The sequence below is a fragment of the Pseudomonas sp. zbq_18 genome (assembly GCF_043102245.1).
Lineage (GTDB): Bacteria > Pseudomonadota > Gammaproteobacteria > Pseudomonadales > Pseudomonadaceae > Aquipseudomonas.
The window spans coordinates 296,201-317,190 of sequence record NZ_JBICIT010000008.1 but is presented as its reverse complement, the minus strand read 5'-3'; the positions used below and the strand labels follow the sequence as shown (position 1 = coordinate 317,190).

General features: G+C 62.3%; 23 protein-coding genes. 14 read left to right on the top strand and 9 right to left on the bottom strand.

Annotation, left to right across the window (positions count from 1 at the left end; translation table 11 throughout):
* Positions 1-33: 33 nt before the first annotated feature.
* The 3 genes from ACF8C6_RS06980 to ACF8C6_RS06970 are packed head-to-tail and all read left to right on the top strand — an operon-like array spanning position 34 to position 2,711.
* Complete coding sequence (locus ACF8C6_RS06980; protein WP_277690981.1) at positions 34-666, top strand: C39 family peptidase; 633 nt, start codon at positions 34-36, stop codon at positions 664-666.
* Between the two features lie 31 nt (positions 667-697).
* Entirely contained in the window at positions 698-1,432 is a 735-nt protein-coding gene (locus ACF8C6_RS06975; RefSeq protein ID WP_392498602.1) for a hypothetical protein, read from the top strand.
* Between the two features lie 16 nt (positions 1,433-1,448).
* Positions 1,449-2,711: a hypothetical protein gene (locus ACF8C6_RS06970; RefSeq protein WP_392498601.1), complete on the top strand. Its 1,263-nt coding sequence runs from the start codon at positions 1,449-1,451 to the stop codon at positions 2,709-2,711.
* A 4-nt stretch (positions 2,712-2,715) separates the two neighbouring features.
* On the opposite strand, the gene ACF8C6_RS06965 is transcribed toward ACF8C6_RS06970, so the two are convergent.
* Complete coding sequence (locus ACF8C6_RS06965; protein ID WP_392498600.1) at positions 2,716-4,050, bottom strand: sigma 54-interacting transcriptional regulator; 1,335 nt, start codon at positions 4,048-4,050, stop codon at positions 2,716-2,718.
* Between the two features lie 230 nt (positions 4,051-4,280).
* Between ACF8C6_RS06965 and ACF8C6_RS06960 the strand changes: the two genes are divergently transcribed.
* Positions 4,281-6,161, top strand: a complete 1,881-nt coding sequence (locus ACF8C6_RS06960) for a di-heme-cytochrome C peroxidase (RefSeq protein ID WP_392498599.1) — start codon at positions 4,281-4,283, stop codon at positions 6,159-6,161.
* Between the two features lie 11 nt (positions 6,162-6,172).
* Positions 6,173-7,318 carry a catalase family protein gene (locus ACF8C6_RS06955; protein WP_392498598.1) on the top strand — a complete coding sequence of 382 codons (1,146 nt, stop codon included), beginning with the start codon at positions 6,173-6,175 and terminating at the stop codon, positions 7,316-7,318.
* Between the two features lie 41 nt (positions 7,319-7,359).
* Here the strand turns inward: ACF8C6_RS06955 and ACF8C6_RS06950 are convergent, their stop codons facing one another.
* The 3 genes from ACF8C6_RS06950 to aroC all read right to left on the bottom strand — a co-directional run bounded on the left by ACF8C6_RS06950 (position 7,360) and on the right by aroC (position 10,223).
* Positions 7,360-7,896: an acireductone dioxygenase gene (locus tag ACF8C6_RS06950; RefSeq protein WP_392498597.1), complete on the bottom strand. Its 537-nt coding sequence runs from the start codon at positions 7,894-7,896 to the stop codon at positions 7,360-7,362.
* 10 nt (positions 7,897-7,906) lie between these two features.
* Entirely contained in the window at positions 7,907-9,070 is a 1,164-nt protein-coding gene (locus tag ACF8C6_RS06945) for an MFS transporter (protein ID WP_392498596.1), read from the bottom strand.
* Between the two features lie 61 nt (positions 9,071-9,131).
* The gene (gene aroC / locus ACF8C6_RS06940; RefSeq protein WP_392498595.1) at positions 9,132-10,223 is read right to left on the bottom strand and encodes a chorismate synthase; all 1,092 of its coding nucleotides are present in this window, start codon (positions 10,221-10,223) and stop codon (positions 9,132-9,134) included.
* Between the two features lie 156 nt (positions 10,224-10,379).
* On the opposite strand from aroC, the gene ACF8C6_RS06935 reads away from it, so the two are divergent.
* Complete coding sequence (locus ACF8C6_RS06935; protein WP_392498593.1) at positions 10,380-11,162, top strand: hypothetical protein; 783 nt, start codon at positions 10,380-10,382, stop codon at positions 11,160-11,162.
* An 89-nt stretch (positions 11,163-11,251) separates the two neighbouring features.
* Here the strand turns inward: ACF8C6_RS06935 and prmB are convergent, their stop codons facing one another.
* Entirely contained in the window at positions 11,252-12,166 is a 915-nt protein-coding gene (gene prmB / locus ACF8C6_RS06930) for a 50S ribosomal protein L3 N(5)-glutamine methyltransferase (RefSeq protein WP_392498592.1), read from the bottom strand.
* A gap of 112 nt (positions 12,167-12,278) precedes the next feature.
* Here prmB and ACF8C6_RS06925 point away from each other — a divergent pair, with 112 nt between their 5' ends.
* The 5 genes from ACF8C6_RS06925 to ACF8C6_RS06905 all read left to right on the top strand — a co-directional run bounded on the left by ACF8C6_RS06925 (position 12,279) and on the right by ACF8C6_RS06905 (position 15,071).
* On the top strand, positions 12,279-12,872 hold the full coding sequence (locus ACF8C6_RS06925; protein WP_277690957.1) for a cysteine hydrolase family protein: 594 nt from the start codon (positions 12,279-12,281) through the stop codon (positions 12,870-12,872).
* 91 nt (positions 12,873-12,963) lie between these two features.
* Positions 12,964-13,293: a hypothetical protein gene (locus ACF8C6_RS06920; protein ID WP_392498591.1), complete on the top strand. Its 330-nt coding sequence runs from the start codon at positions 12,964-12,966 to the stop codon at positions 13,291-13,293.
* A gap of 34 nt (positions 13,294-13,327) precedes the next feature.
* Positions 13,328-13,885, top strand: coding sequence for a Smr/MutS family protein (locus ACF8C6_RS06915; RefSeq protein ID WP_392498590.1), 558 nt, complete (start codon positions 13,328-13,330; stop codon positions 13,883-13,885).
* Between the two features lie 135 nt (positions 13,886-14,020).
* Positions 14,021-14,566 (top strand): GTP cyclohydrolase I FolE, encoded by a 546-nt coding sequence (gene folE, locus ACF8C6_RS06910; RefSeq protein ID WP_277690960.1) that lies wholly within the window; start codon positions 14,021-14,023, stop codon positions 14,564-14,566.
* A 133-nt stretch (positions 14,567-14,699) separates the two neighbouring features.
* On the top strand, positions 14,700-15,071 hold the full coding sequence (locus tag ACF8C6_RS06905; RefSeq protein ID WP_392498589.1) for a glutaredoxin family protein: 372 nt from the start codon (positions 14,700-14,702) through the stop codon (positions 15,069-15,071).
* A gap of 42 nt (positions 15,072-15,113) precedes the next feature.
* On the opposite strand, the gene ACF8C6_RS06900 is transcribed toward ACF8C6_RS06905, so the two are convergent.
* Positions 15,114-15,716, bottom strand: coding sequence for a glutathione S-transferase family protein (locus tag ACF8C6_RS06900; RefSeq protein WP_392498588.1), 603 nt, complete (start codon positions 15,714-15,716; stop codon positions 15,114-15,116).
* A 2-nt stretch (positions 15,717-15,718) separates the two neighbouring features.
* Positions 15,719-16,897 (bottom strand): PLP-dependent aminotransferase family protein, encoded by a 1,179-nt coding sequence (locus tag ACF8C6_RS06895; protein ID WP_392498587.1) that lies wholly within the window; start codon positions 16,895-16,897, stop codon positions 15,719-15,721.
* An 82-nt stretch (positions 16,898-16,979) separates the two neighbouring features.
* Here ACF8C6_RS06895 and ACF8C6_RS06890 point away from each other — a divergent pair, with 82 nt between their 5' ends.
* Positions 16,980-17,420 (top strand): MarR family winged helix-turn-helix transcriptional regulator, encoded by a 441-nt coding sequence (locus ACF8C6_RS06890; RefSeq protein ID WP_392498586.1) that lies wholly within the window; start codon positions 16,980-16,982, stop codon positions 17,418-17,420.
* Between the two features lie 4 nt (positions 17,421-17,424).
* On the opposite strand, the gene ACF8C6_RS06885 is transcribed toward ACF8C6_RS06890, so the two are convergent.
* Positions 17,425-18,066 carry a hypothetical protein gene (locus tag ACF8C6_RS06885; protein WP_392498585.1) on the bottom strand — a complete coding sequence of 214 codons (642 nt, stop codon included), beginning with the start codon at positions 18,064-18,066 and terminating at the stop codon, positions 17,425-17,427.
* Positions 18,067-18,206: 140 nt separating this feature from the next.
* Here ACF8C6_RS06885 and ACF8C6_RS06880 point away from each other — a divergent pair, with 140 nt between their 5' ends.
* Entirely contained in the window at positions 18,207-18,812 is a 606-nt protein-coding gene (locus tag ACF8C6_RS06880) for a LysE family translocator (RefSeq protein ID WP_392498584.1), read from the top strand.
* Positions 18,813-18,826: 14 nt separating this feature from the next.
* Positions 18,827-20,011 (top strand): benzoate/H(+) symporter BenE family transporter, encoded by a 1,185-nt coding sequence (locus tag ACF8C6_RS06875; protein ID WP_392498694.1) that lies wholly within the window; start codon positions 18,827-18,829, stop codon positions 20,009-20,011.
* A 55-nt stretch (positions 20,012-20,066) separates the two neighbouring features.
* Here ACF8C6_RS06875 and ACF8C6_RS06870 read toward each other — a convergent pair whose 3' ends face one another.
* Positions 20,067-20,963 carry a bile acid:sodium symporter family protein gene (locus ACF8C6_RS06870; RefSeq protein WP_277690969.1) on the bottom strand — a complete coding sequence of 299 codons (897 nt, stop codon included), beginning with the start codon at positions 20,961-20,963 and terminating at the stop codon, positions 20,067-20,069.
* Positions 20,964-20,990 lie beyond the last annotated feature (27 nt).

Here is a 20,990-nt window from a genome sequence, read left to right as displayed (position 1 = left end):
ATCGCTGGCTGCTTGCTGTGCAGCACTCAACTCATGGCCGGACAACAGGGGATTCCAGCCCTGCCTGGTGGTGGGTTGGTGTTTAAGCAGGTCGAAAGCCTGCGCGAGCGGCGCTTTGCCGGACTGGTCGAGCAAAAGACCGACTTCAGTTGCGGCGCGGCTGCCATCGCCACCCTGCTCAACCAGGCCTACGGCATGAACCTCAGCGAGGCCGATGTGATAGTCGGCATGCTGGACAGCGCCGATATCGAGCAAGTGCGCACCCAGGGATTTTCCATGCTGGACATGAAGCGCTACGCCCAGGGCCTGGGACTGCGTGCTCGCGGTTATCGTATCGATGCCCAGGCGTTGGAACAGATCAAGGTGCCGGCCATCGTGCTGCTCGATATTCGCGGCTACAAACACTTCGTCGTGATGCAGCGCAGCCACAGTGGCTGGGTATACATCGGCGATCCGGTACTGGGGCACAAGCGCATGAGCCTGGACGAGTTCGCCAAGGGCTGGAACGGCATCGTATTTGCGCTTATCGGCCCCGGTTACAACCGCAACAACGCATTGCTATCCCCACCTGAGCCCTTGACCGCCAGGCAGCGCCTGGATCGCTTCAAGCCGGTGCAGGATGCCGAGCTCATGGAATTCGGCTTTATCCAGAGCGACTTTTTCTGATGCGGGCCCCACCCACATCGAGGACGTCACCATGAAAGCTATTCACTGGCTTGTTACTCCCCTGCTGGCCCTCAGCTTGCAGGTACATGCCACTCCCGTGTTGCAGCCCGTAGAACTGAGTGACAAGGAACTGGCGCAGCTACGTGGGCGTTATGTGCTACCCGACCGCATCATCAACTTCGGCGTGACCATGAATACCCTCTGGCAGAACGCTGCCGGCCAGGCCATTGGCGCCCAGGTCAGCCTGCAGGTGCAAGCCAACCTGCAACCACAGCTGAGCGTTTCCTTCACTGACAAGACCGGCAATGCTGCAGCCCTGCCGACAGCTAGCGGACAGATTATCGGTGGCGCGGGCCTGTCCCAAGTCGATGGTGTAGTACAGAGCGTGCGCAGCGCCGGCAACTTCAATCGCGGCAATAACCAGATAGAGCTGGAGATTCACAAGAACCAGGCCGCCCCCGTCAGTTCCGGCGCAATCGTCATTGCCAATGGCGCGCAAAGCTTCAGCAACGCCGCTGGCCAGGTCAATGTGCTGACCAACGTCCAGGGCCTGCAGGTACAGCTCAGTGCAGCAGGGCAAGGCACCGCCAGCCAGCAACTCGGGCAAGGCGGCATTCGTCAGCAGACCGAAATACTCGGCAGCCTGAACAGCGTGCAAAACCTGACGACTTTAAGTGTTGGGCTGCGCGAGCGGCTGGAGGGGGCTGGACTCGCCTCGCCAGACTGCTTCACGCCTCACTCGTTAAGCCGCCCGATCGGATACTGACTGCCAAGGAGTTTTGATGAAACGGCCCAATCCCGCGCCCGCCCTATTGACGCTGGCCATCGCCTGCTCGGCCCAGGCCGCCAGCGATGCCGATGTGGCCGCGCTACGCGCCGAGTTGCAGGCCCTGCAGCAGCGCTACCAGGCACAGCAGAATGCACTGATGGTGCTCGAACAGCGCCTGCGTGATGTCGAAGGACAACGGCAACCAGCCCCCGCTCAAACCGCACACGCCTCGCCACCTCCAGCCACTCAGTCGGCAGCACAGAACGTCGCCAGCAACAGCGGCTCGTCCTATGGCTCTCGCCTGCAGGAAGACAGTGAGCCAGCGCCAAGCGTGGAAAACATCTACCAGGAAGCCAGCGGCTTCTTCGGCGGTGGCAGCTGGAGCTTCGAACCAGGCTTCACCTATACCCACTACGATGCCCGCCAGCTGTTTCTCAACGGCTTCCTCGCCCTGGACGCGATCTTCCTGGGCAACCTCGGCATCGATCAGATCAATTCCGACAGCCTGACAGTCGATCTGACCACCCGTTACAACTGGCAACAGCGCTGGCAGTTCGACCTCAACGTGCCTGTCGTCTATCGCGAAGCGACCTATGAGTCTGCCGGGGCCGGTGGCGCCAGCACCCAGGTCAGCGATGAGACCGTTACCGGTGACCCTCGTCTGGGTGATGTCAGCTTCGGTGTCTCCTATAAATTCATGGACGAAACCGCCGACCTGCCAGATGCCGTGTTCAGCCTGCGCCTCAAAGCCCCCACTGGCGACGAACCCTACGGCATCAAGCTGCGCGAGGTGCCAGGCAACAACAACCTGAATGTGCCGGAGGACTTGCCAACCGGTAATGGCGTCTGGTCGCTGACGCCCGGCATCAGCCTGGTCAAGACGATCGACCCCGCCGTGCTGTTCGGCAGCCTGTCTTACACCTTCAACTTTGAAGAGAGCTTCGACGACATCAGTGCGCAGCAAGGCGTGAAAGTACCCGGCAAGGTCGATCTGGGTAATTGGATACAGCTGGGCGTAGGCACGGCATTCGCTCTCAACGAACGCATGAGCCTGTCCATGTCCTTCTCCGAGTTGATTGCCCAAAAAAGCCGTATCAAGCAGGACGGCGGTACCTGGCAGAGCATCAGCAGCAGCGATGCCAACGCGGCTTATTTCAACATCGGTATGACGCTGGCCGGCGAAGATGGCCTCAGCATCGTGCCCAACCTGGCGATCGGCTTGACCCCAGATGCACCGGACTTCAGCTTCAGCGTGAAATTTCCCTACTACTTCTGAAGCACTAACGCATCTGGTGCTTGTGCAGAAGGCGATAGAGGGTCGGCCGAGAAACCCCCAATGCCAGAGCGGCACGGCTCATGTTGTCGGCATGGCGAAGCAGTGCATCACTGAGCGCTTGCTGCTCAGCACGATTGATATAGTCCTCAAGGGTATTGAGCGCAGGATGTCGCGAGAACCCATCGGTGAGCCCCAGATCAACCGCCTCAATCTGCTTGCCCTCTGCCAGCACCATGCCTCGGCGCACACGGTTGGCCAACTCCCGCACATTGCCAGGCCAGGTATGTTCGAGCATGGCACTGCGCGCCTGGCGGCTGAAGTTACGCGGGCGGCGGCCAATCTCCAGCGCATAGCGCTGAGCAAAAAAGTCAGCCAGGCAAGGAATATCCTCGAGCCGCTCGCGCAATGGAGTGGTCTGCACCTGCAGCACATTGAGCCGGTAGTAGAGATCCTCGCGAAAACGGCCCCTGTGCACCGCCTCCTCCAGGTCGACATGGGTCGCCGCCAGCACCCGTACGTTGACCGAAATAGGGCGATGGTTGCCGACCCGCTCTATCTGCATCTCCTGCAGAAAACGCAACAGGTTGGCCTGCAACTCCAACGGCAGGTCACCGATCTCGTCGAGGAACAAGGTGCCTCTATCAGCCAACTCGATGCGGCCCAGTTTGCGCTGATGCGCGCCGGTAAAGGAGCCCTTTTCATGGCCAAACAGCTCGGACTGGATCAGGTGTTCGGGAATCGCGCCGCAATTGACCACGACAAAGGCCTCATGAGCCCTGCGCGAAAGCCGGTGCAGAGTATGTGCCACCAATTCCTTGCCGGTACCGCTCTCACCCCGAATCAACACCGGAGCATCCGTGGGCGCCAGTTTGGCCAGCAGCCGGCGCAGATCGCAGATCTTTCGACTCGCCCCTAGCAGATCGTGATTATCCGGCTCGCGACTCCCGGAGCCCACCTTGCCCCGCAACCTGGCCATACCCAGGGCGCGCCCTAGAGCGATATCGAGCCGACCGAAGTCAAACGGCAAGGTGTGATAGTCGAAGAACCACTCGCCAATGAAGTTGCCGGTCTCTGAATCCTGCAGAGCATCGGCACTGAGAACGGCGATCCACTCGGTGCCACTCTGGCTGATCAATTCCTTGAGCGCTTCAGGCCTGGCCAGATGGGTGGAGCGCAGACGTATCAGCCCCACATCGAAAAGTGCATTACCTGCCTCTGCCAAGCCGCAACTGTGCACCGACCAGGCGCTTGCCTGAAGATGGGGCAGCAACAACTCGCACTCTTGACAGGGATCTACCACCAGCAACCGCCGTGGCGCCTCAGTCAATACTTGCGACATAACCATTCCTTGGCGCCATTTTTTTGAAAACTTATTAAAAACAATAATTTGGCGCAGCAGAAAGATCCTAGCAAAGACAAACGGCGACCAAAGAACGATTACCTATAAGGTATGAGTCCAACAGCCGATACCACTCTTAAAAATCCACCCGGTTATGACTTCTTGCCATCGACCCGGTGTATTGGCATAAACGTACCCCATAACAAAATTGCCACACGGATGTTGATGTCATGCGAATGCTGCGCCGCGCGCTAGCGCTGATTCTCCTACTTGTCCTCGCTGCGATCGCCGTAGTGCTTTATTACATCGCACGGCCAAACCTGCCGCTTTTCGACAAACCGCAGCAGGTGCACTACCTCGATCAATGGAATGAGCAGCAACGCCAGACCTACTACTACACCCCTCAGGGCACCACGGTGAAAGGCCTGCGCTACGACTGGTTTACCGCCCTGGAACTGCCCTTCTCGCAGGACAAATTCGCCAGCCCCGACTACCTCGCCCGATTCGGTTTTTTGACCGACCCCCGGCAACAGCCCAGCGCACTCAACCCCGGTAACCTGCCTGTAGGCTTCGCCCGCCATCAGGACGATGAGAGCGGCGCGTACTACCTGGACATCACCTGCTCGGCCTGCCACAGCGGCGAACTGCGCTACCAGGGCCAGGCCGTGCGCATTGACGGTGGCGCCGCCCTGCACTCGCTGGCCTCCACCGTGCCCACGCTCAAAGGCGGCAGCTTCGGCCAGGCGCTCGGCATGAGCATGGCCTTCACCTACTACAACCCGATCAAATTCCACCGCTTCGCCAAGACCGTGCTGGGCGAGAACTACAACCAGGACAAAGATCAGCTGCGCGAAGACTTCAAGGTGGTGCTCGACCGCCTGCTCGGCACCGCCTACAACGACTGGCATCGCGGGCTCTATCCGACGGAGGAAGGCTTTGGGCGCACCGACGCCTTCGGCCGTATCGCCAACAGCGTATTCGGCGATGCCATCGATGCCAGCAACTACCGGGTCGCCAATGCCCCGGTCAGCTATCCACAGGTGTGGGACATCTGGAAATTCGACTGGGTCCAGTGGAACGGCTCGGCCATGCAGCCGATGGCACGCAATATCGGTGAAGCCCTGGGTGTCGGCGCCACCCTGCATCTATTCGGCGAAGACGGGCAGCCGCTGACGCACGAGCAGCGCTACCCCTCCAGTGTGCGCCTGCGCGACCTCTTCACACTCGAAGAAACCCTCAAGCAACTCAAGCCGCCGACATGGCCCGAGGAGGTGCTGGGCAAGGTAGACATTGAACTGGCCAGCCAGGGGCGGGCCTTGTTTGCCGAGAACTGCGCCTACTGCCACGCCCCCGACCCGGTACCACGTGACCAGCGCCTGGCCCCTGCCCGCGACCCGGAATGGCACATGCGCATCGTGCCGACCCGCATCATCGGCACCGACCCGACCACTGCCAACAACATCGCCGACCATCGTTTCGATATTCGCAAGCTGGGCTGGCAGAAAAGCGAACTGGCCAACCTGGACGTCAAGCTGTTTGGCAGCGACCTGAGCGAAGTGGACTTCGCCAGCATCTCCAGCGCCAAGGGCCTGGCCTATGTCACCGCCTATGTAGAGGACCGCGCCTACCGCGACGCCGGTATCCAGCCACGCGAGCGCTGGCGCATGGACGGCTACGGCCTGGCCATCGGCGTACAGGAAAAGCGTGGCTACAAGGCGCGCCCGCTTGACGGCATCTGGGCAACTCCGCCCTTCCTGCACAACGGTTCGGTACCCAACCTGTTTCAGTTGCTCTCGCCAGTGGTCGAGCGCGACCGCAGTTTCTGGGTCGGCAACTTCGAGTACGACCCCAAACGCGCGGGCTACGTCACCACTGAATTCCAGGGCGGCTTCCTGTTCGATACCCGCGTTACCGGCAACGGCAACCGTGGCCACGAGTTCCGCGACGGCTGTCGTAACGAGGGCGTTATTGGCCGCTACCTGGAGCCGGAAGAGCGTTATGCGCTGATCGAGTACCTCAAGGTCATGGGCAACGAGTCTATGGAAAGCCAACTGCAGCCCGCCGAAAGTCGTCCCTGGACACCCGGCCCCAGCTGCCAGAACAACCATTAAGGAAAAACGCCATGCTCATGCGTGTCTGGCTTCGACTCTGCCGCCTGCTAGGCAAATTGCTGTTGACCCTGGTGATAGTGGGTTTGCTTGGCTGGGGGGCTGGCGAAGCCTATTACGCCTGGAAGTTCTCCGGCCCGGTCTCGGCCGAGGAACAAATCCCGCCGGAAGAAGCCGCCCTGACCCAGACCATCATCGAAGATGCCATCCGCGTGGTCGAACAGCATCGTGACAACACCCGCGTGCTGCGCGATGCCCATGCCAAGGCCCACGGCTGCGTGAAGGCCGAGGTCAGCGTGCTGGCAGACCTCGAGCCTGCCCTGCGCCAGGGTGTTTTCAGTGAACCCGGCAAAACCTGGCAAGCCTGGATGCGCCTGTCCAACGGTAATGCCTATCCGCAGTTCGACCGCGCCCGCGACGCCCGTGGCATGGCCATCAAACTGCTCGACGTACCGGGCGACAAACTGCTCAGCAGCAAAGCCACCGCCGGCAACCAGGACTTCGTGATGTTCAACCACCCGGCGTTCTTCATTCGCGACGTCGCCGAGTACAAGCAGAACTTCGCCGCCCAGGCCGATGGCAAGAAGGCCATGGCGTTCTTCCCCAGCTGGGACCCACGCACCTGGGAAATCCGCCACCTGGTCATTGCCCTGAAGACCCTGGCGCCCGCCCCGGAAACCCCGGTGGCGACCACCTACAACTCGATTGCGCCCTTCAAGTACGGCCCGCACAACATCAAGTACCGGGTCATCCCCGACCCGGCCAGTTGCCCGCCCTATGAACTGCCAGAGCAGAATCGCGACCTGCCCAACTTTTTGCGCAACGCCCTGTACCAGCAATTGTCGCTGGACCGGGTCCCAGCCTGCTTCGCCCTGCAGGTGCAATTGCAGAACCCGAACTACTACATGCCCCTCGAAGACCCAAGCGTGGAGTGGAGCGAAAAGATTTCACCCTTCCAGACGGTCGCGACCATCAAGGTGCCGGCCCAGGACTTCGATAGCCGCGAACAAAACCTGTTCTGTGACAACCTCTCATTCAACCCCTGGCATGCCCTGCCCGAACATCGCCCCATCGGCGGCATCAACCGCCTGCGCAAGTCGGTGTACGAAGCCGTCAGCGTCTACCGCCACCAGCGCAACGGCGAGCCTCAGGCGCATTAACGAAAAGGCCGCCTAGCAGGCGGCCTTTTACATTCAGAGCTTCAGGCTTCGAGACGGGGGAATGCACTGGCAATGGGGTCACCCGTACAGGATGCAGCCGGGCCTGTGCGCATCTCCAACACAATCACATGGGGAAACGCTCCCTGGTCGAACCAGTAGCGGGTAGCGGACGGAAGCGACAGCAGAACGTCTTTCTCGCACAGCACAGCAAACACATGCTCACCAATATGCAGGTTGAACAGTCCACGCCCTGCTGCCAGCAGATGCCCCTGCGCCTCGGCTGTACACAACTCCTCCAGCATCTCGACCTGCGGCTCGTCCTGGTAGGCGCGCGAGCAGCTCTGGCTGAGCACTTCCACACCGGCATAGCCGCGCTCAACCATCAGCTCATCGAGCGACGGGCGCAAGGCGCCAAGTACCTCATCCTGACTCTGGCCTGGTTTGAGGGACACCTCAACCGGCCAACGCTCGAAGCCCACACCGACCTCGGCTAGCGTCGCGGCGATATCTTCGTCATGGGTCAGCAGTTTGCTCGGCACATCCGGGCTGGACTGGTGGTAGACGGTCAGGCTGCTCATGCACATGTCCTTAATGGGTTCGGTTCACCGGTGCATCGCGCAGCCGGCTGGCAATGATAAAGGCCGCCATCACTGCGGCCAAACTGGCGATGGCAAAGGTCCAGCCTGGGCCCAGGCTGTTCCAGCTGTAGCCAGAGTAGAGGGCGCCCAGTGCACCGCCGACACCCGCCAGGGATGCGTATAAGGCCTGCCCCTGGCCTTGCTGACCGGCCCCAAAGCTGCGCTGGATAAAATGAATGGCCGCCGCATGGAAGCTGCCAAAGGTGGCAGCATGCAGCAGTTGGGCAAACAACAATACGCTCAGGTACTCGGCCAGATTACCCAGCAACAGCCAGCGCAAGGCCGCCAGCAGGAAGCTGGCCAGCAGCACCTGGCGCAACGAAAAACGCGCCAGCACGCGGGCCATGAACAGGAACAGAACGATCTCCGCCAATACCCCCAGAGCCCACAGCAGCCCGATCACCAGCCGGCTGTAGTCCAGCGACTCCAGGTGAATGCTAAGAAAGGTGTAGTACGGCCCATGGGACACCTGCATCAATCCGACGCACAGGTAGAAAGCCAGCACACCAGGCCGCCGCAGCTGGCGTAGAAAACCACCCTCGCCCGCCGTCACGCTGTGTACGCCTGGGGAGGCATTGGGCACCCAGAAGCTGCTCAGGGCGATGCCGCCAATGATGACCAGCAGCACCCAGGGATACAGCCCCAGGCTGAGGTACTGAAACAGCCAGCCAAGCCCAACCACCGCCAGCACAAAACCGATTGAGCCCCACAGACGAATTTCGCTATAGCGCGCACTCTGCTCGCGCAGATGGGCCAGGGTGATAACCTCGAACTGCGGCAACACCGCGTGCCAGAAGAACGCGTGCAGCGCCATCACCAGCGCCAGCCAGGCGTAGCTCTGGTCGACGAAAATCAGGCTCAGGCTGAGAAAGGTACACACCGCGCCGAAACGCACGATGCGCAGGCGCTGCCCGCTGCGGTCGCCCAGCCAGCCCCATAGGTTGGGCGCCACGCAGCGCATCAGCATGGGGATGGCGACCAGTTCACCGATACGCGCGGGGGTGAAGCCCAGGTGATCAAAGTACAGCGCGAGAAAGGGGGCCGTGGCCCCCAGCAAAGCGAAATAGAACAGGTAGAAGCCGGAGAGGCGCCAGTAAGGCAGGGCGTCGCTCATAGGACTATCCGCTGCCGGCAAGGCTGGGGTTCGCTGTGCTCTACCCAACCCACCGCGTGGATCACAGCTGCGGCAGCACCGGGGTGTTGACCTGCACATCGGCGTTCTGCCCGCGATGGCGCAGCAGATGATCGAGCAGCACGATGGCCATCATCGCCTCGGCAATCGGCGTGGCACGGATGCCGACGCAGGGATCGTGACGGCCCTTGGTGATCAGCTCCACCGGGTTGCCGTCGACGTCGATGGAACGCCCCGGCGTGGTGATGCTGGAAGTCGGCTTGAGCGCCAGGTGGGCGATAATCGGCTGGCCGCTGGAAATGCCGCCCAGGATGCCGCCGGCGTTGTTGCTGAGGAAACCTTCGGGTGTCAGCTCGTCGCGGTGCTCGGTGCCGCGCTGGGCCACGCTGGCGAAGCCGGCGCCGATTTCCACGCCCTTGACCGCATTGATGCTCATCAGTGCATGGGCCAGGTCGGCGTCCAAACGGTCGAAGATCGGCTCGCCCAGGCCCGGCATCACGCCCTCGGCAACCACGGTGATCTTGGCGCCGACCGAGTCCTGGTCACGGCGCAACTGGTCCATGTAGGCCTCCAGCTCCGCCACTTTGTCCGGGTCGGGGCTGAAGAAGGCGTTCTGCTCGACGCTGTCCCAGGTCTTGAACGGGATCTCGATCGGGCCGAGCTGGCTCATGTAGCCGCGTACCTGGATGCCCAGACCGGCCAATACCTTCTTGGCGATGGCCCCCGCAGCCACGCGCATGGCGGTTTCGCGCGCCGAGCTACGGCCGCCGCCGCGATAGTCGCGGATGCCGTACTTGTGGTGGTAGGTGTAGTCGGCGTGGGCCGGACGGAACAGGTCCTTGATCGCCGAGTAGTCCTTGGACTTCTGGTCGGTGTTGCGGATCAGCAGGCCAATCGGGCAGCCGGTGGTCTTGCCCTCGAACACGCCGGAGAGAATCTCGACTTCGTCGTCCTCCTGGCGCTGGGTGGTATGACGGCTGGTGCCCGGCTTGCGCCGGTCGAGATCGCGTTGCAGGTCCAGCAGGGACAGCTCGATGCCCGGCGGGCAACCATCGACGATGGCCACCAGGGCCGGGCCATGGCTTTCGCCAGCGGTGGTGACGGTGAACAGCTTGCCGTAGGTATTGCCGGACATGCAGGGCGCTCCGCGAAATCTGCCTCGAACAAAGGTCGGCGAGTATACCCCCGGCGCCCGACCAGTTCACCTGCATTGGGCAAATGGCAGATGGCCAGCCTGAAGCCAGCACAGAACCGGCCGATAATGCTTGCACGAACGTTCAAGGATGCCGCAATGACGGAAATCGACCCTCAACCCTCGGCCCATGAGGCTGAACAGCCCCCGCAGCCGCACCCTTGGGAGAACCTGGCCGCCGAGCAGTTCCATTTGTTGCGCCTGGCGCCTTTGCCCGCCGATCGCAGCAGCGGTTTGCGCCCGCTGCGCTTTGTTCGGCTGGGTCGTATTGAGCGCCATAGTGACGAGCAAAGCCTGCTGCGCCTTTCCGTCGAGGTGCCGGGCCAGCGCCTGCGCCGCGAACAGAACCTGCTGGAGGTCTGGGCCGACCATCGCAACCGGGAAGTGCGCTTTGGGGCCGACAAAGGGCTGCAGGTCGAGCCGATCAATCGTGGCCTGGGCCGCTTCCTGATGGCTCAGGGCATCGCCTGGGCGCGCCAGCGCTGGGGTAGCTACAGCGTGGAAGGTGGCGCCTTGGCAGTGAAGGATGTGCTCAGCGAGGAAGCTCGCCAGCGCCGCGACCACTTTCTGCGCATCCAGGGCTTCGAGGTGGAGTACCAGGACCTGGCGCAGGTCAAGGCCAGCTACAGTGCATCGCGCGTCAGCGCCCTGAACCCGGAATGGAATCACGACAAGATCCAGCAGCTTGAGCTGCTGGAATGCGCCGCCATGCTGCAGCAGGCCGACCAGAACCTGCACGAGCAGCAGGTGAAGCTCACCAAGCTGGAACAGCGCATCGGCGTGCTCAAGCGTGAGGACAGCGGCCTGCGCTTTACCATTGCCTGCCTGGTGGCACTGGCGCTGTTTCAGGCCGGCCTACTGATCTGGATCGCCACCCGCTAGCCCGCCCGCACCTGCATAACCCCGTAGCCCGGATGCAATGCGGCAACGGAGTGGCCTGTGCCCCCCCGGACTGCACTCGGGCTAAGGTTTCAACCCTTCAGGCGCGAACGAAACAGCTTCTGGTACTCACGGCACTGCGCCGCGGCCAGCAGGAACACGCCATGGCCGCCCTGTTCGAACTCCAGCCAGGTGAAGTCCACCTCCGGATACAGTGCCTCGACATGCACCTGGCTATTGCCCACCTCGACGATCAGCAGGCCCTTCTCGCTCAGATGATCGGCAGCTTCGGCCAGCATGCGCCGCACCAGATCCAGACCATCGTCACCACAAGCCAGGCCCAGCGCCGGTTCATGCTGGTACTCGGCCGGCATGTCGGCGAAATCCTCGGCGTCCACATAGGGCGGGTTGGAAACAATCAGGTCGAAACGCTGCCCCGGCAGGCCGGCAAAACCATCGCCCTGCACTGTGTAGACCCGCTCTTCCAGCTCATGCCGCTCGATATTGTGGTTGGCCACTTCCAAGGCATCGAAGGACAGATCGCCCAGCACCACCTCGGCTTCAGGGAAGGCATAGGCACAGGCGATACCGATGCACCCTGAACCGGTGCACAGGTCGAGAATGCGTGCCGGCTCGGCGGGCAACCAGGGCGTGAAACGCTGGGAAATCAGCTCGGCAATGGGCGAACGCGGCACCAGCACCCGCTCATCGACCACAAACGGCAAACCGCAAAACCAGGCCTCGCCGATCAGGTAGGCGGTCGGCACACGCTCCTCGATACGCCGGCGGATCAACTCCAGCAAATGCTCCTGCTCATCCTCTTCCAGACGGCAATCGAGGTAGCTGTCGGCAATCTCAAACGGCAGGTGCAAGGCGCCCAGCACCAGCTGGCGGGCATCGTCCCAGGCGTTGTCGGTGCCATGACCGAAGAACAGACCGGCCTCGTGAAAGCGGCTGACGGCCCAGCGAATATGGTCGCGCACGCTGCGCAGGCGGGATGGGGACACAGAGGTTACCTCGAGAAAAACAGATCGGGATTCTAGCCGGAACCACGCAAAAGGTTCACAGATCGCCTTGGCAAGCAGAGAATAACCCCATCACAGCTACAGGAGCCCAACCATGTCCGCACCGAAAACCCTGTTCCAATTGCTCGGACGCGGTTATGCCCCTGCCACCCTGAGCAAGGCGACCTTGCTGGTCATTGATGCACAAGAGGAATATCGCAGCGGCACCCTGCAGCTACCTGACATCGAGCCCGCCATCGCTGAAATCACCACGCTGCTACGCGCAGCACGCGACTGTGGCGCACCCGTGGCGCATGTGCGCCACCTGGGTATTCCGGGCGGCCTGCTCGATCCCCAGGGGCCGCGCGGCAATTTCATCAGCGGACTGGAGCCGCTGCCGGGCGAGCCGCTGGTAGAAAAACGTCTACCCAACGCTTTTGCCGGTACCGACCTGCATGAACGCCTGCAGCAGCTAGGCCATCTGGACCTGATCATCTGCGGTTTCATGACCCATTCCAGCGTCAGCACCACGGTGCGTGCCGCCAAGGACTATGGCTACCGCTGCACCCTGGTGGATGCCGCCTGCGCCACCCGCGACCTGCCCTATGACGGCGACATGATCCCAGCCCGTGACCTGCATCGCATGACCCTGGCGGCGCTGTCCGACAACTACGCCATGGTGGTGCCCCAGGCGCGCGCACTGCTGTAGCGCACAGCCAACAGGTCACCGCAGGGACCGGGCTCCGGAACCCTGAGGACGGGTTCGGGTCACAGCGCCGATACGCCAAGAGGAAATCGGTATGAAGTTGTCCGACGATGGTTTCAACGCTCGCCACTTGCGCCCCCGTGGTTCATCCGCCTGGCGCTGGCGCCTACTGGCCGGGCTGGCAGCCCTGTTTGCCGCCTTCGGTGTGCTACTGAGCATGGCCGGTGCGGCCACCTTGCTCGGCCGCCCACCGGCCCTCGGCCCGCTGAACGACAGCATCGGCGCAGCCATCACGCTGCTGCTGTTCGGCCTGTTCCTGCTCTGGGGCGGCATCAATGTCTGGCGCCGCTGCCGACGGCGCATGCGGCGCAACCGCGGTGCCGACCTGAGCCTGTCGCCCGGCCTGCTGAAAAAACGCCACTGAAGCCGGTAAACTCGCCGCTTCCGTGGAGGCCTTCATGCAAGACGACGATTTCTCTCTGTTCCAGTCCGCCGTGCGCGGGGTCAAGCCTATTCGCCATGACCGCGCCGACACCGGCAAGCCGAAAACCGATCGCAAACAGCTCAATACCCTGCGCCAGGCTGCAACGGTGAAAACCGATGAAGTTCGGGTCGATGGCCTGTCCGACCAGTTCGTTATCGACGTCGGCGCCGAAGACGAACTCTACTGGGCCCGCGACGGCGTACAGGACGGCCAGATGCGTAAGCTCAAGGTCGGACAGGTGCCCTTTGAAGGCAGCCTGGACCTGCATGGCATGAGCGTCGAGAAGGCTCGCGAAATTCTCTGGGACTTCTTCGCCGAAGCCGCCCGCATGGAAGTACGCTGCGCCCGCGTCACCCACGGCAAAGCCGTACGCATGGACGGTAAGCGCCCGATGATCAAAAGCCACGTCAACACCTGGCTGCGCCAGCACCCACAGGTACTCGGTTTCACCTCCTGCCTGCCCAAGCATGGCGGCACCGGTGCCGTTTATGTATTGCTCAAACGCACCATGCTCGACGGACGCGACGAGTAAACGGCTGGCAAGCGAGCCCCGAACGTCACTGCAACCACCTAGCAGCAGGCTGTACTGGCGCATTCGGCGCTTGCAAGCGGTGCGCCCGCGCCCTACCCTGCGCCCCTGTGCCTCTTCACCCCCACAGGAAGACCCATGTCCCTGGAACAGCAATACACCGCGATTCTCGGCCAGATCGGCGAGGATGTGAGCCGCGAAGGCCTGGTCGACACCCCCAAGCGTGCAGCCAAAGCCATGCAGTATCTCTGTCGTGGCTACCAGCAGACGCTTGAGGAAGTCACCAACGGAGCCCTGTTCAGCTCCGACAGCAGCGAAATGGTGCTGGTAAAGAACATCGAGCTGTACTCGCTGTGCGAACATCACATGCTGCCATTCATCGGCAAGGCCCATGTCGCCTATATCCCAAATGGCAAGGTGCTGGGCCTGTCCAAGGTAGCGCGCATCGTCGACATGTATGCCCGTCGCCTGCAGATCCAGGAAAGCCTCAGCCGTCAGATCGCCGAAGCGGTTCAGCAGGTTACCGGCGCGCTCGGCGTGGCCGTGGTGATCGAAGCCCAGCACATGTGCATGATGATGCGCGGTGTGGAGAAGCAGAACTCCTCCATGGTCACTTCCGTGATGCTCGGTCAGTTCCGCGAAAACGCCGCCACCCGCAGCGAGTTCCTCAGCCTAACCCGCTGACTGACACGCTGCCGAAGAACCGGCCTGTCGGCCGGTTTTTTTGTGCCCGGTTAACGGCTAACGACATGTGGTTGTACCCACGCCCCGGAACTCGGGTACCCTGCCGCCCTTTTCACCTCATCAGGATCTTACGATGCTTCTCAAGGCACTGCGGATCGGCCTCGGCCAGATCATCATCTTTCTCGACTTCATCACCCGTCCGCGCAAGCTCAAACGCAGCCCGCAAAGCCAGGCACAAGTCGAACGAGAAGCCGCTGGGATGGCCCTGTATCAGTTCCACGCCTGCCCGTTCTGCGTGAAGACCCGCCGCCACCTGCATCGTCTGAACGTGCCGGTGGCGCTGCGCGATGCCAAGAACGATGCAACGCACCGCCAGGCGCTGCTGGAGCACGGCGGCAAGATCCAGGTGCCCTGCCTGCGCATCGAGGATCAGGGGGAAGTACGCTGGCTGTATGAATCCAAGGCCATCGCTGCCTATCTGGACCAGCGTTTCGCGGCGCAGTAAGCGCCTGGGACGGGCCGCTCAACAGCCCCTCCCCGGCACGATTCAGCCGAACATGCTCACATAGCGCGGATGGCTGGCGACACGCGCCAGCCAGGCATTGATTGCCGGATAGGCGGCCAGGTCGAAGCCGCCCTCATGGGCAACGTGGGTGTAGGCATACAGCGCAATATCGGCCAGGGTGAACTGCTCGCCCACCAGATAAGGCGTGCGCTGCAGCTGCTGCTCCATCACCTTGAAGGCCTTGTAACCACCCTTGTGACAATTCTCGTACTCGGCGCGGCGCGCTTCCGGCAGCCCCTGATACAGCTGGATGAAACGCGCCACCGCCACATAGGGCTCGTGGCTGTATTGCTCGAAGAACTGCCACTGCAGCATCTGCGTGCGCAGGCGCGGCTCGGCCGGAATGAACTCGCTGCCATCGGCGAGGAAATTGAGGATGGCATTGGACTCCCAGAGGAACGTGCCGTCCTCCAGTTCCAGTAGCGGAATCTTGCCGTTGGGATTCTTGGCCAGAAATTCGGCGGTCTGGGTTTCACCTTTGAGGATGTCGATCGGCAGCCACTGATACTCGCGCCCGAGCAGGTGCAGCATCAGCTTGACCTTGTAGCAGTTGCCGGAACGATAGTCGCCGTAAACCTTGAGCATGGCTATTGACCTCCTTGTGCGTGCAGAGCGCCCTGCGCTTCGCGGATGACCGCCGCCAGGCGGCGCAGGCCCTCGCCGAGCTTTTCCGGCGGAACATGGCTGAAGTTCAGGCGCAGATGACCGGAGTTGGCATCCGGGTCGACGAAGAACGGCTCGCCCGGCATGAACGCGACGTTCTGTGCCATGGCCGGCTGCAGCAGCGTGCGAGTGTCCAGCTTGTTGTTCAACGTCAGCCAGAAGAACAAGCCGCCCTGCGGCACCTGCCAGCTGGCCAGGTCGCCGAAGTGCTCCTCCAACGCCACCTGCATGGCATCACGGCGCACCCGATAGAAGTCGCGCAACTCGGCCAGGTGGGCAGCGTACTTCTCGGTGCCGAACCACTGCAGCGCCTGCCATTGACCAATGCGGTTGGTGTGCAGGTCGGCAGCCTGCTTGAGGCGCAGCAGGTGCGGGAACAAGTCTGGCGTGGCGATCAGGAAGCCGACGCGCAGGCCCGGCAGCAGGGTCTTCGACACGGTACCGGTGTAGATCCAGCTGGCACGCTGCATACGGCTGACGATAGGCGTGGCGCTGCCGGCATCGAACACCAGCTCGCGGTACGGCTCGTCCTCGATCAGGGTGACGTTGAACTCGTCGAGCAGCGCCGCCACGGCATCACGCTTGGCCTCGCTGTAGCGCACGGCAGACGGGTTCTGGAAGGTCGGGATCAGGTAGGCGAAAGCGGGCTTGTGGCTCTGCAGGCGCTCGCGCAGGGCCTCCAGCTCGGGACCGTCAGCCTCTTGCGGCACGGTGATGCAGTCTGCACCGAACAACTGGAAGGACTGCAGCGCGGCCAGGTAGGTCGGCGCCTCGACTAGGATCTCGGTGCCCGGATCGATAAACAGCTTGCTGGCCAGATCCAGCGTCTGCTGCGAGCCGCAGGTGATCAGCACCTGACTGGCATCGCATTTCACGCCGAGTTTGTTGGCCTCGGCGGCAATCGCCTCGCGCAGTGCAGGCTCGCCCTCGCTCATGCCGTACTGGCCAAGCGAGGCCGGCATTTCGCTCCAGTCCACCTTGGGCAGCATCGGCTCGGCGGGCAGGCCACCGGCGAAGGACATCACCTCCGGGCGCTGCGCCGCAGCGAGGATTTCGCGAATCAGGGAGCTTTTCAGGCGGGCAACGCGTTCGGAGAAGGCCATGGAATCACCGGGTAGCACAGGCAGGGAAAATTGGGTCAAACTGGTTGACCGAAACTACGCCGGCCGCGATGGATACGTCAATATGCTTGACCTGAAAAACACAACCATGCAGCAGAGTGCCATGGCGGCCTTCTTCTTCGGCTACCAGGCCTTCACCGCCAAGCCCGACGAGATGCTGGCCAAACGCGGCCTGTCGCGGGTTCACCACCGCATCCTGTTCTTCATCGCCCGCCATCCGGGGCTGAGCGTCAGCCAGCTGCTCGGCTATCTGGGGGTCAGCAAGCAGGCGCTGAACACGCCACTGCGCCAGCTGCAGGAAATGCACATGGTGGAAAGCGTGGCGGCCACGGATGACAAGCGCAAACGCCAGCTGGCGCTCACCAACGAGGGCAGCAAGCTGGAAAAAGCCTTGCGCCGGGAACAGAGCAAACTGCTGGAGCGCGTACTGCAGGAAGCAGGCGAACCGGCCATGCAGGCCTGGCTGGCGGTCAACCAGGCCCTGGCCAACACCCAAAAAAGCTGAGCGATCAGGCGGCCTGGTTGCCCTTCAGCTCGCGGGCGCCGCGGAAGAACACCAGCGCCATGGCCAGCGTGCCACCCAGTAGCGGGATAATGGCAACGACCACCAGCACCACCGACGCGAACATTCCGCCACCGACGATCTCCATCCACGCCATCACCCGTAGTGCTGGATAAGGGTTGGCGATACGCAGCAAGACAATTCCCAGCCACAGCGTCATCACGCCCATCAGCATGATCGTGGCGAAGAAACCCAGGGTCTTCCAGCCCAGCTCCGTGAAGATCGCATCCCCCCAGAGCCAGTCCAGTCCCTCGGCCAGCAGGCTAAACACAATGATCAGGGCGATAGGGATCAAGAGCCCCTTGGCGGCGAATCGCTGCTCCAGAAACGCCCTCAGGCGCAGCAGCAGATAACAACCCAACACCGTCGACAACAGACTCAGCCAGTCGCCGACGCGCTCGCTGAGCGAGCCCGGCTGCTCAGCTGCAAACATGACCGCCAGCAGCGACACCAGAATCATGGCGATCGAGGCCAAGCTCAGCCAGGCCAGCAGTTGCAGCTGCCCGACGCTCCAGCCTGCCAGTGAGCGGGGAGCCTGTTCATCAATCAGCGCGACTTGCGGTGCGGCATAGGGATTGTTCGGATCCATGGCATTTCCTTATGAGAGGAGAACAGTACTTCCAGCCAGGCGCAGTGATAAAAACTGTACCGCCGATTGACGGTATCGCTGTATCGGGACGACCGCCTGCACTGCGCATAGGCTGCCAGCAACCTCGGAGAATCACCATCATGACCTCGGAACTGCTGCTCGCCTTTGTGCTTTTCGCTTTCGTCACCTCCATCACGCCCGGCCCGAACAACACCATGTTGCTGGCTTCCGGGGTGAACTTCGGCGTGCGTCGCAGCCTGCCGCATCTGCTCGGCATCAGCCTGGGCTTCATGGTGCTGGTGGCCTGCGTCGGCCTGGGCCTGGGCCAACTGTTCGAACAGTTTCCAGCGCTGTACACGGCACTGCGCTATGGCGGCGCGGTCTACCTGCTGTACCTGGCCTGGAAGATTGCCGGGGCTGGCGCACCGGATGCAAACGGTAAAAGTACGGGCAAGCCCTTTACTTTCCTCCAGGCAGCCGCATTCCAGTGGGTCAACCCCAAGGCCTGGATCATGGCCATCGGCGCCATCACCACCTACACGCCGCAGGAAGGCTTTCTGACCAATGTGCTGCTGATCGCCGCCCTGTTTGCACTGGTCAACTGCCCGACCTGCAGCCTGTGGGCCGTGGCCGGCAGTCTGCTGCGTCGCTGGCTGAATCGTCCGGCGATATTGCGCGCCTTCAACATCGCCATGGCCCTGCTGCTGGTGGCCTCGCTCTACCCTATCCTCAAGGACAGTTTCTGATGACCGACAGCACCATGGACAGCGTCAAGCGCCTGCGCCCTTTCGCCGATTCCTCGCCCTCCGCCGTGGTCGCCGGCTTCGTCGCCGCCCTGACCGGTTACACCAGCACCCTGGTGCTGATGTTCCAGGCCGGCCAGGCAGCCGGCTTGAGTACCGCACAGATTTCTTCCTGGCTGTGGGCGCTGTCGATCGGCATGGCCATCTGCACCATCGGCCTGTCACTGCGCTATCGCGCCCCGGTCGTGGTGGCCTGGTCGACGCCCGGCGCGGTGCTGCTGATCACCAGCATGCCCGGCGTAAGTTATCCGGAAGCGATTGGCGCCTTCGTGGTCTGTGCTGTGCTGCTTGCCGTGCTGGGGCTGTCCGGTGCCTTCGAGCGGGTCATGCGCCACCTGCCGGCCTCGCTCGCCGCGGCGCTGCTGGCCGGCATTCTGTTCCGTATCGGCAGCGAGATCTTCATCGCCGCACAGACCAGTACCTTGCTGGTGCTGGCGATGTTCTTCAGCTTTCTGCTGTGTAAACGCCTGTTGCCACGCTATGCGGTGATGGTGGCGCTGCTGGTTGGCTGTGGGGTAGCCGGCGCCCAGGGCATGCTCGACTTCAGCCACTTCAGGCTGGAAGTGGCGGTACCCGTGTGGACCACGCCGAGCTTCTCCTGGAGTGCGGCGGTCAGCATTGGTATTCCGCTGTTCGTGGTGGCCATGGCCTCGCAGAACATTCCCGGCATCGCCGTGCTGCGTACCGACGGCTACGACGTGCCCCCCTCACCGCTGATCGCTACGACAGGCATCGCCTCACTGCTGCTGGCGCCTTTCGGCTCCCACGGCATCAACCTGGCCGCCATCAGTGCCGCGATCTGCACCGGCCCGGAGGCCCATGAAGACAAGCACAAGCGCTACACCGCAGCGCTGTGGAACGGCGTGTTCTGTGGCCTAGCCGGGATCTTCGCCGCGACCCTGGCTGCGCTGTTCGCCGCGTTCCCTAGCGCCCTCGTGCTATCCATTGCCGCCCTGGCTCTGCTCGGCTCGATTGGCAACGGTCTGGCCCAGGCGATGAACGTCCCGGCGGAGCGGGATGCGGCGCTGATCACCTTCATGATCACCGCATCAGGGATGACCCTGCTCGGCATCGGCTCGGCCTTCTGGGGCCTGGTCGGTGGGGCCGTGACCCTGTTGATGCTCAACTGGCGCAAAAGCTGAGTGAGACAACCACAAAAAAGCCCGGGAAGTACCCGGGCTTTTTATTGCATGTGATTTACGCCGCTTCGGCTTCCTCCGCCGCCAGCTCCTTGCCGTGGGCGAAGTTGACCCACCAGCCGAACGCCGCCGCGGTGAAGAACATGATGAAGCTGTAGATCGCCGCGGGGATGCCCATGGTGGCGTTGTTCAGCAACATCGGGCTGAGCGCCAGGGCGATGGCCAGGGTGCCGTTGTGAATACCGATCTCCATGCCAATGGCCACGGCCTGACGGCGAGGCAACTTCATCAGGCGCGGCACGCCATACCCCACGGCAAGGCTGATCAGGTTGAACAGCAGCGCCGCCATACCCACCACCGGGGCGTACTCGACCACGGTCTGCCAGTCCTTGACGAAGGCCAATATCACCACCAGCAGCAGGAACAGCGCGGAGATGATCTTCACCGGCTTCTCCATGGCCTGAGCGAAGCCCGGCGCCAACCGGCGGATGACCATGCCGATGGCCACCGGCCCGAGCACAATGGCGAACACCTGCACTACTTTGGCGAACTGCAGCGGAATGGCCTGATCGCCTTCCATGAAGTAAGCCAGCGACAGGTTGACGATCAGCGGCATGGTGAGGATCGCCACCACCGAGTTGACTGCCGTCAATGTGATGTTCAGGGCGACGTCACCATGAGCCAGATGGCTGTAGAGGTTGGCGCTGGTGCCGCCAGGCGAAGCTGCCAGCAGCATCAGGCCCACGGCCAGCGCCGGTGCCAGGCCAAAGCCCTTGACGATGAAAAAGCACACCAGCGGCAGCAACAGCAGCTGACAGCCCAGACCGATCATTACAGGCTTCGGGTATTTGACCACCCGCATGAAGTCGGCCACGGTCAGTGACAGGCCCAGGCCAAGCATGATGATGCCCAGTGCGATAGGAAGGAACGCGGTCAGCAAGGGTGAAGCAGTCATTATTGTTGTTCTCCGGAACGAAGGGCT